Raw genomic sequence first — 9,356 nt, 5'->3', positions numbered from 1 at the left:
AAGATGGGCAGGCCCTACAGTCGGAACATTGCTGTCCCGACCACGATCCCATTCCTCATGACGCCTCCCAAGCCGAACAGTCCCCAGGCCCAGCCGGACGACCTGCGCCTGACCGAGCAGCGCAATCCGCGCAGTGCCGGCATCGACCGCATGTCGGCGCTGGAGATCGTGGACCTGATCAACGCCGAGGACCGCACCGTCGCCGCCGCCGTCGGCGAGCAGCGCGAGCCGATCGCGCGGGCCATCGCGATGGTGGTGGAGTGCCTCGGCAAGGGCGGACGGCTGGTCTACGTCGGGGCCGGCACCTCGGGACGGCTGGGCGTGCTCGATGCCTCCGAGATGCCGCCCACCTACGGCACCCAGCCCGAGACGGTGCAGGGCGTGATCGCCGGCGGCTACGAGGCGCTGCTGCGGGCCCAGGAAGGCGCCGAGGACCGGCCGGAAGACGGCGCGGCCGCGATGGACGACCGCGGCATCGGCGCCGACGACTTCGTGCTGGGCATCGCGACGTCCGGCACCACGCCTTACGTGCACGGCGCGCTCAGGCGCGCGCGCGAACTGGGCGCCCGCACCGGGCTGCTGCTGTGCACCCATGCGTCGGACGAGATGCGCCGCGACAACGACGTGGTGATCGCCCCGCTGGTCGGCCCGGAAGTGATCACCGGCTCGACGCGGATGAAGGCCGGCACCGCCACCAAGATGGTCCTGAACACCATCAGCACGGCGGCGATGGTGCAGACCGGCAAGGTCTACGGCAACCTGATGGTGGACCTGACGGTCACCTGCCAGAAGCTGCAGGACCGCGGCGAGCGCATCCTGATGGACACGCTGGGCCTGCCGCGCGAGCAGGCCGTGGCCCTGCTCGATGCCGCCGGCGGCCACGTCAAGACGGCCATCGTCATGGCGCGCCTGTCGCTGGATGCCGCCCAGGCGCGGCGCCGGCTCGAGGCCGCGGGCGGCTCGGTCGCCGACGTCCTGCGCACCCCGGGCGGCTGAGTCAGGCGCTGCCCCGCAGCAGCCTCATCAGCGCGCGCTTGTCGGCCGCGTTGGCGCAGCGCCAGTAGCTGCGCGCCGCCTTGAGCATCCGCTCCTCGGCGGCATCGGCCACCTGCAGTTCCTCGTGCTCCTCGTCCAGCCAGCCCGCGGGTTTGCCCGCGTGCTGCTCGATCTGGCGCGCCAGCTTGTCGCCGATCGGCCGCGCGCTCTTGATCTGGCTCCACATGCTCGGCGAGACCTCCAGGCCGGCGGCGAAGCCCTGGTCCAGTCCCTTGGGCGCCTGCCCGGCGGCGATGCTGCGTTGCAGGAACTCCTGGTACAGGGCGACGGTGTTGAGGCGGCGGGTGACGGTGATGTTGGGCACGTGTGGACAAACTGCGACAGCAAGGAAAAATTCATTGTGCGTGCCGTTGACGCCGCAGTAAAGACTATTTACAGTCGCTTCACTGCCTCCCAAAAGGCAGCCATTCCAGCAACCCATCCAACCCAAAGGAACCCATCGTGAGTCAACGGCCCAACGCAACAACCAGCCCCCGCTTCGCGGTCCGTGCTGCGTTCGCGTCCGCCGCCTCCATGGGCGCGTGCGCGCACGCGATCCGCGGCATGCGACTGCCCGCTTATGGCGGCATCGGTGGCTCAGGACATCCGGGAATGGAAGACGTATAGACGCCCTTCCATCGACTCTCTTTCCAGAGAGGCCCGGATTCCGAAAGGATCCGGGCCTTTTTGTTTCTTGTCTTCGTTTCTTTTTCCACTTCGGGTGTGCCCAGGCAACACCACCAGCGCGCAGCCGCGGGAACGGCATGGCGGGATGTGCACGGGGTCGCTCCCCATGTGCAGCGAGAGCACCTCGCCGGCCGCAGGGCCGGCGACTCGCGACTGGACACAGCCGAAGTGGAAAACCAGCCATGCCAACCACCTACCTCACTGCCAGGGAAGCGCCATGCGTACCTTCAAGATCGCCATTCCAGTGGCTCGGCCGCGCAACCGCGTGGTGCAAGCCCTCGTCCGGGGCTTTCTCCGTGCCGGGACCCGTGTCCATTCCGCGGGCCCGCGGCGACCCCGCGACCTCGACAAGCTCGACCTCGACCAGCGGGTGCGCGAAACCGGCGAGTGGTAGCCGGCGCCGGCTCTACATCGAGTGGCTGCTTTAGGCCTCGACGTACTTGGCCCGCTGGACCTTCTCCATGTTGGTCCCCTCGATGCGGATCAGCCGGGTCGGTCCGGCGCGGCTGGGCGAGTGCAGGTCGCCCTCGTTGTAGACGTGGACCGCGCCGGGGGTGAGCTTGTAGCTCAGGGTCTTGCGCACCTGGCCCGGCTCCGTGGCCGTGGCCGGCTTGAGCAGCGCGTAGTCGGACATCGCGGTCTCGCCCGTCGCCTGGCCGTAGATCGCCCAGGACGGGCCGTGGTCGTGCGGTCCGCTGTCCTTGGCGCCGCTGTAGTTGTGCGCGAGGATGCAGAAGCCGAGCTGGGCGTCTTCGTACAGGATCTTGCGTTCGGGCGAGCCGGCATCGAACTGGGCGGCGACGAAGTCCGGGTCGGCCAGCAGTTCGGCCAGCAGGGCGGCGACCTGGCGGCGGCCGGCGGGGTTGTCGCTGGCCGCGAGGATCTCGTGGCAGCTGGCGGCAAACGATTGAAGGGTGTGGCGCATGGGGGCTCTCCTGCATTGGCAGGGCCCGAGCGTACACCGGCGCAAGGCCCTCAATCCAGCCCGAGCACCTGCACCTCCGGCACCGCCAGCTCGCGCCCGATCATGGCGCGGGCATACAGGTAGTTGTTGCGTGCGTCCTCGCTCAGGCCGTCGAGGTCGACCCGGCCGTTGCCGTCGCAGGGGAAAGCGTAGCCGCGTCCGGGCTCGAACAGCGACCGGAAACAGAGCTGGAACAGGATGGTCCTGGACTCGATCATCGGGCGACTCCCCCGCAGTAACTGCCCGCGGTGATCCCACAACGGCTGGCTGGGCAGTGCGGAGGACAGCCGGCGTTGCAAAGAGCGCGTGAAGACTGTGACCGGACGCGACCGGCCTCAGGCCTGCGCCGCCTCCACCGGCCTGGCGTGCAGGTACAAGGGCGAGCTGCTGCCCGGGCGCAGCACCTTGAGCATGCAGTCCCGGCCGACCCGCTCCGGATGCAGGGCCTGGTACAGCGCGTCGACCGAGGCGATGTCCTGGCCGTCGATGCCCAGCAGCAGGTCGCCGGACAGCAGGCCCGCCTGTTCCGCCGGGCTGCCCGGCTCCACGCTCATCACCCGCACCGCGTGGCTTTGCTGCAGTCCCAGCGGCACGATGATCCGCCGGTCCAGCGCCATGGTGCTTCCGCCCACGCCGAGCCAGCCGCGCCGCACCCGGCCGTGCCGCAGCAGCTGCGGGATCACCACCGCCGCGATGTCGATCGCCACCGCGAAACAGATCGCCTGCGCCTGCGCGATGATGGCGGTGTTGACGCCGATCACCTCGCCGCGCGAGTCGAGCAGTGGGCCGCCGGAGTTGCCCGGATTGAGCGCCGCATCGGTCTGGATCACGTCCGGGATCATCCGGCCGGTGGAGGCCCGCATGCTGCGCCCGAGCGCGCTGACGATGCCGGCCGTCACCGTGTGCTCGAAGCCCAGCGGGTTGCCGATGGCGATCGCGATCTCGCCGCGCCGCACCTGCGCCGAGCGGCCCAGCGGCGCCGGCGTCAGCGCGCCCTGCGACAGGCCGTCCACCTGCAGCACGGCCAGGTCGGTGTGCGGGTCGTCGCCGACCCAGCGCGCCGAGAAGCGCCGGCCGTCGCTGAAGGAAGCATGGATGGCGGCGCCGTCCGGGCGCCTGGCCTGGCCGGCGCGCACCACGTGCGAGTTGGACAGCAGGTAGCCGTCGGGCGTGAACAGGAAGCCCGAGCCGCTGCCGGCCGGCTTGCCCTGGCGGTCGTGCAGCTGCACCGCCGCCACGCTGGGACCGACCCGCTCGGCGACCTGGCTGACGGTCTGCGAGTAGGCATCTAGAAGTTCGAAATCGCGTGCGCCCATGGGATGCTCCTGGCGCGAAAGATGGGGAGCGGGCGCGGGGATTGCAAGCCTTGGCGCCAGCGGCGCTCCGCTTCACCCGGCGGCGCCGCGCCAGAACGCCTCGGCGGCGCTGCCGGCCGGGGCGCGGTGCCGGTAAAGGCGGACCTCCAGCGGGATGTTCCAGCCCTCGTCGCCGGCCGCCACCAGCCGGCCCGCAGCGATGTCGTCCTCCACCAGCGTGTACGGCAGCCAGGCGACGCCGCGGCCGTCCAGCGCCATGGTCCGCAGCACCGAGGCCAGGTGCGCGGTGAAGGCGGCCCGCAGCGCGCTCGGTTCCAGCCGGCGGCCGACCACCGCCCGGACGATCCGGCCCAGCCCCGATTCCGCCGTGTAGCCCAGCACCGGCACGGCGGCGCCGGCGCGCGCCGCCAGGCGGTGCTGCGGCTTGCCCTGCCGGTTGGGCGCCGACAGCGGGACCAGCGTGTCCTGGCCGATCAGCGCGGACAGGTAGGTCTCCACGTCCAGCGCGCCCGGCGCCTGCGGGTGGGCATGGGCCAGCACGAACTGCACCTTGCTCTGGAGCATCAGCGCCTCGCAGCGCTGCAGCACGTCCGAGACCAGCTGCACCGGCCCCAGCGCGGTGGTCGACTCCAGCCCGCGCAGCCAGCGCGGCAAAAAGGTGAACGACAGCGCATGGGTGGACGCGATGCGCAGCGTCTCCGAGCTCGATTCGGCCACGATGCGGGCCTCGCCCGGCACCCGCAGCACCCGCGCCAGCAGTTCGTCGGCGACGCCGCGGAACCATTCGCCGACCTCGGTGAGGCGGGCCGGCTGGGTGCTGCGGTCGAACAGCTCGGCGCCCAGCCATTCCTCCAGCGCCCGGACCCGGCGGCTGAATGCCGGCTGCGTCATGTGGCGTTCCTCCGCCGCCCGCGAGAAATTGCCCGTCGCCGCCAGGGTGCGGAAATCCTCCAGCCAGACGAAATTCAGCATCGGTGCTTCCAGGGCATTGAACAAGACAAAAGCAGCATTGGCCTTCAGCGCCGGATTTGCCGACCATGGCGGCTTCCCCAGCCACCAGGAGCACCCGTGAAGATCGTCGACATCCGCGAGAAGACCATTCCGATCAGCTCGCCCATCCGCAACGCCTACATCGACTTTAGCAAGATGACGCTCAGCCTCGTGGCCGTCGTCACCGACGTGATCCAGGGCGGCAAGCCGGTGGTGGGCTACGGCTTCAACTCCAACGGCCGCTACGGCCAGGGCAAGCTGATGCGCGAGCGCTTCATCCCCCGCATCCTGGAGGCGGCGCCGGACTCGCTGGTGGACGCCGGCGGCAAGAACCTCGATCCGCACAAGATCTGGAACGCGATGTTCACCAACGAGAAGCCGGGCGGCCATGGCGAGCGCTCGGTGGCGATCGGCACCATCGACATGGCGGTGTGGGACGCGGTGGCCAAGGTCGAGGGCAAGCCGCTGTTCCAGCTGCTGGCCGACCGCTACGGCGACGGCAAGCCCGATCGCAGGATCTTCGTGTATGCCGCCGGCGGCTACTACTACCCCGGCCAAGACCACGACAAGCTCAAGGACGAGATGCGCAGCTACATCGACCGCGGCTACACGGTGGTCAAGAAGAAGATCGGCGGCGCCTCGCTGGACGAGGACCTGCGCCGCATCGATTCGATCCTGAGCGTGCTGCAGGACGGCCAGAAGCTGTGCGTGGACGCCAACGGCCGCTTCGACCTGGACACGGCGATCGCCTATGCCAAGGCGCTGTCGCAATACGACCTGTTCTGGTACGAGGAGCCGGGCGACCCGCTGGACTTCGAGTTGCAGGCCACGCTGCGCAATTACTACAGGAACCCGATGGCCACCGGCGAGAACCTGTTCTCGATGCAGGACGCGCGCAACCTGATCCGCTACGGCGGCATGCGGCCGGACCGCGACTGGCTGCAGTTCGACTGCGCCCTGAGCTACGGCCTGGTCGAGTACCTGCGCACGCTGGACATGCTGAAGGAACACGGCTGGTCGGCCAGCCGCTGCATCCCGCACGGCGGCCACCAGATGTCGCTGAACATCGCGGCCGGCCTGGGCCTGGGCGGCAACGAGTCCTATCCGGACCTGTTCCAGCCCTTCGGCGGCTTCCCCGACGGCGTCAAGGTGCAGGGCGGCTACGTCACCCTGCCGGACCTGCCGGGCATCGGCTTCGAAGGCAAGGCCGACCTGTACCGCGAGATGCAGGCGCTGTCGGCCTGATCGAACAACCACACGAGCCGCCGGCGAGTACGCGGATCGATCCCGCCCCCGGCGCGCGGCGGGTCGCGGCGGGTCGGCGCCGGCCGTGGTCCGGCCGCGCCGGCCGTCATCCGTCCGAAGCCGCTTGGCGGCCGGCGCGCCATGGGCCAGACTCGCGGCGATGAGCACAACCTCGGCGACCGCCCCCGCTTCCCCACCTCCGCAGGGCCTGGCGCGGGTGCTCTCCTGGCCGCGGCTGCGCTTCACGCTGCTGGCATCCGTGGCCTTCGGGCTGCTGCACGACACCACCATCACGCCGGCGTCGGTGTGGATCCTGCGCACGGTGGTGGTCGCGTTGCTGGCGCTGCTCGCCTTCGGCCTGTTCGAGGCCTGGCCCGCCAGGCTGCCAGCCTGGCTGCCGCGCTGGGTGCTGCAGCTGGTCGGCGTGATCGCGGTCATCCCGTTCGGTGTGCTGCTGGCCTATGGTGTGCGCGACGGCGCCGACCTCGACGCCCTGATGGCCGACCCGCTGCGCATGAACGGCTTCTATTCGATGCTGGGGCCGGCCCTGGTGTTCGCCCCGTGGATCGCCTTCGGCACGCTGGTGCGCCAGCGCGAGGCGCTGGCCCGCGACCAGGCCATGACCTTCCAGCTGGAACGCAGCGAGCTGGAGCGCAAGGCGGTCGACGCCCGCCTGCGGCTGCTGCAGGCGCAGGTGCAGCCGCACTTCCTGTTCAACACGCTGGCCAACGTGCGGGCGCTGGTGAAGGCCGGCTCGCCGCAGGCGCCGGCGGTGCTGGACAGCCTGATCGCCTACCTGCGCGCCGCCGTGCCCAGCCTGGGCGACTCGCACGGCAGCGTGGCCCGGGAAATCGAGCTGGTGCGCGCCTACCTGGACCTGATGCACATGCGGATGCCGGACCGGCTGCAGTTTTCGGTGCACGCCGACACCGGGGCGCTGGACCTGCTCTGCCCACCGATGGCGCTGCTGACGCTGGTGGAGAACTCGGTGCGGCACGGCATCGATCCGGGCGAGCAGGGCGGGCGCATCGACGTCAGCGTGCTGCTGCGCGACGGCCGCTGCATCGCCCGGGTGGCGGACACCGGGGTCGGCCTGCGTGACGCCGGCGGCGGCCATGGCACCGGCCTGGAGTCGCTGCGCGAACGCATGCAGCTGGCCTTCGGCGGCGGCGCGCAGTTGCGCCTGACCGGCAACGTCCCGCACGGCGTCTGCGCCGAGCTCGAGTTCCCGGCGCAGCGGAGCGGCGCATGAAGGCCCGTCCCACCGCCCTGATCGCGGACGACGAGCCGCTGCTGCGCGAGGAACTGGCGCAGATGCTGGCGCAGGCCTGGCCGCAGCTGGAGGTGGTCGCCCACGCGCGCAACGGGCGCGAGGCGGTGGAGCGCTTCGAGGCGCTGCGCCCGGACGTCTGCTTCCTGGACGTGCACATGCCGGGCGTTTCCGGCGTCGAGGCGGCGCGCCAGATCGGCACCCGCGCCCACCTGGTGTTCGTCACCGCCTTCGAGCAATATGCGCTGCAGGCCTTCGAGCACGGCGCGCTCGACTACGTGGTCAAGCCGGTCGATGCGGCGCGGCTGGCGACCACGGTGGCGCGCCTGCAGGCCAGGCTGCAGGCGTCGCAGCCCTCGCAGGTGACCGAGGAACTGCTGGCGCAGCTGGCGGCCCGCCTGCAGCCGCGCGCCGCCGCGCCGGCGCCGCTGCGCTGGCTGCGGGCCAGCTGCGGCGGCACGGTGCGCATGATCCACGTCGACGAGGTCGATTTCCTGCGCTCGGACGAGAAGTACACGCTGGTTGCCTGGCGCGCCGGCGACGGCAGCAGCGCCGAGGCCCTGATCAGCACGCCGCTGAAGGCGCTGGCCGCGCAACTGGACGAGGCGCAGTTCGCGCAGGTGCACCGTTCGGTGGTGGTGAACCTGCGGGCCATCAGCCACGTCACCCGCGGCGACAACGAGACCGCCAGCGTGCACCTCAAAGGGCGTAGCGAGGTGCTGCCTGTCAGCCGCAGCTACCTGCATCTGTTCCGCCAGATGTGAGCGCTGCCCGGCCGGGCCAACTGTTACATGCCGGAACCCCGGCAGCGCGCCGGCTCCCAGCTCGTCCGCTACCATGGACCGGCAACGAAAGCCGCACCATGTCCCTCACCCTGTCCTTTATCCGTCGTTCTTCCGCCGCCGGGGCCCTCGCCCTGGCAGCCCTCGCCGCCGCCGCTCCGCTGGCTGCCCACGCGCAGGCCCGCAATGGCGCCGCCGCGTCCGACTGCCGCAACTGCGGCACCGTGGAGGCGGTGAACCCGGTCCAGCGCGCGGGCCGGGCCAACGGCATCGCCGGAACGCCCGTCACGCCGGGGATGGCGATCGGCGGCGTGGTCGGCGGTATCCTGGGCAACCAGGTCGGCTCGGGCAACGGTCGCACCGCCGCGACGGTGGTCGGCGCTGCCGGCGGCGCCTATGCCGGCCATGCGATCGAGAACAGCCAGAACCGCTACACCGCGTACGTCATGCACATCCGCATGAACGACGGCACCCGCCGCACGGTGGAACAGCGCACCGCGCTGCCCCGCGGCGCCAAGGTGATCGTGCGGGGCCACACCGCGCACTTGCGCTGAGCCTTCGCGCGCGCAGCAGCCGGCGCGCGCGTGGCGCCGGGCCCGCATGTGCCTATGATGCGTCAGGGCATCTGCCCGGCACAGGAGAACACCATGACCCTCGACGAGTACAACGCATCCGTGAAGCAGATCCTGGGCGAGCAGCAAGAGATCGCGCAGATGACCGGCCAGCTGGCGATGTCCGGCCAGGCCAGCCCGGCCAATCCGCAATTCGCCCAGATCATGACCAAGCAGTGGTCGGTGGTGCAGAAGATGGCCAAGCTCAATACCGACCTGATGCTCGGCATCATGACGCCCAAGAAGTGAGCGCCGCCCTCAGCTGAACGCGCGCAGCAGGGCGCGGATGCCGTAGCCTGCCGCCACCAGCAGCACGAACCCGATGCACAGGGTGGCCACCAGGCCGAGCAGCGCCATCCAGTCGAATGCCGACTGGCGCCGGTCCATTTCCTCGGCTTCCTGCTCCTGGAGGTCGTCGCTCGTCGCCATCGGCCCATTTTCCGTCATGGAGGCACG

The 9,356-nt window shown here is 70.5% G+C and carries 12 protein-coding genes; 6 read left to right on the top strand and 6 right to left on the bottom strand.

Annotated features, from left to right (window positions below; genetic code table 11):
* Positions 1-57 precede the first annotated feature (57 nt).
* Positions 58-996, top strand: a complete 939-nt coding sequence (gene murQ / locus ACFPOE_RS13400) for an N-acetylmuramic acid 6-phosphate etherase (protein ID WP_376850586.1) — start codon at positions 58-60, stop codon at positions 994-996.
* Position 997: 1 nt separating this feature from the next.
* Here the strand turns inward: murQ and ACFPOE_RS13395 are convergent, their stop codons facing one another.
* From ACFPOE_RS13395 to ACFPOE_RS13375, 5 genes are all read right to left on the bottom strand, one after another.
* Positions 998-1,360 (bottom strand): hypothetical protein, encoded by a 363-nt coding sequence (locus ACFPOE_RS13395; RefSeq protein WP_376850585.1) that lies wholly within the window; start codon positions 1,358-1,360, stop codon positions 998-1,000.
* A 786-nt stretch (positions 1,361-2,146) separates the two neighbouring features.
* A complete protein-coding gene (locus tag ACFPOE_RS13390; protein ID WP_376850584.1) occupies positions 2,147-2,647 on the bottom strand; it encodes a cupin domain-containing protein in 501 nt (166 codons plus the stop codon).
* A gap of 50 nt (positions 2,648-2,697) precedes the next feature.
* On the bottom strand, positions 2,698-2,904 hold the full coding sequence (locus ACFPOE_RS13385) for a hypothetical protein (protein WP_376850583.1): 207 nt from the start codon (positions 2,902-2,904) through the stop codon (positions 2,698-2,700).
* Positions 2,905-3,021: 117 nt separating this feature from the next.
* Positions 3,022-4,002 carry a S1C family serine protease gene (locus tag ACFPOE_RS13380; RefSeq protein ID WP_376850582.1) on the bottom strand — a complete coding sequence of 327 codons (981 nt, stop codon included), beginning with the start codon at positions 4,000-4,002 and terminating at the stop codon, positions 3,022-3,024.
* 72 nt (positions 4,003-4,074) lie between these two features.
* Positions 4,075-4,974 (bottom strand): LysR family transcriptional regulator, encoded by a 900-nt coding sequence (locus tag ACFPOE_RS13375; RefSeq protein ID WP_376850581.1) that lies wholly within the window; start codon positions 4,972-4,974, stop codon positions 4,075-4,077.
* 96 nt (positions 4,975-5,070) lie between these two features.
* Here ACFPOE_RS13375 and ACFPOE_RS13370 point away from each other — a divergent pair, with 96 nt between their 5' ends.
* From ACFPOE_RS13370 to ACFPOE_RS13350, 5 genes are all read left to right on the top strand, one after another.
* Positions 5,071-6,237: a mandelate racemase/muconate lactonizing enzyme family protein gene (locus ACFPOE_RS13370; protein WP_376850580.1), complete on the top strand. Its 1,167-nt coding sequence runs from the start codon at positions 5,071-5,073 to the stop codon at positions 6,235-6,237.
* 160 nt (positions 6,238-6,397) lie between these two features.
* Positions 6,398-7,489: a sensor histidine kinase gene (locus tag ACFPOE_RS13365; RefSeq protein ID WP_376850579.1), complete on the top strand. Its 1,092-nt coding sequence runs from the start codon at positions 6,398-6,400 to the stop codon at positions 7,487-7,489.
* A complete protein-coding gene (locus ACFPOE_RS13360; protein WP_376850578.1) occupies positions 7,486-8,271 on the top strand; it encodes a LytR/AlgR family response regulator transcription factor in 786 nt (261 codons plus the stop codon). Before ACFPOE_RS13365 ends, ACFPOE_RS13360 begins: the two co-directional genes overlap by 4 nt.
* 98 nt (positions 8,272-8,369) lie before the next feature.
* Positions 8,370-8,843, top strand: a complete 474-nt coding sequence (locus ACFPOE_RS13355) for a glycine zipper 2TM domain-containing protein (protein ID WP_376850577.1) — start codon at positions 8,370-8,372, stop codon at positions 8,841-8,843.
* Between the two features lie 93 nt (positions 8,844-8,936).
* A complete protein-coding gene (locus tag ACFPOE_RS13350; RefSeq protein ID WP_376850576.1) occupies positions 8,937-9,149 on the top strand; it encodes a hypothetical protein in 213 nt (70 codons plus the stop codon).
* A 9-nt stretch (positions 9,150-9,158) separates the two neighbouring features.
* Here the strand turns inward: ACFPOE_RS13350 and ACFPOE_RS13345 are convergent, their stop codons facing one another.
* Positions 9,159-9,329 carry a hypothetical protein gene (locus ACFPOE_RS13345; RefSeq protein WP_376850575.1) on the bottom strand — a complete coding sequence of 57 codons (171 nt, stop codon included), beginning with the start codon at positions 9,327-9,329 and terminating at the stop codon, positions 9,159-9,161.
* Positions 9,330-9,356 lie beyond the last annotated feature (27 nt).

The sequence above is a fragment of the Caenimonas terrae genome (assembly GCF_042655405.1).
GTDB lineage: Bacteria > Pseudomonadota > Gammaproteobacteria > Burkholderiales > Burkholderiaceae_C > Ramlibacter > Ramlibacter terrae_A.
Note: the sequence above shows the minus strand (reverse complement) of the source record. Positions and strands in the feature narration are given on the sequence as shown.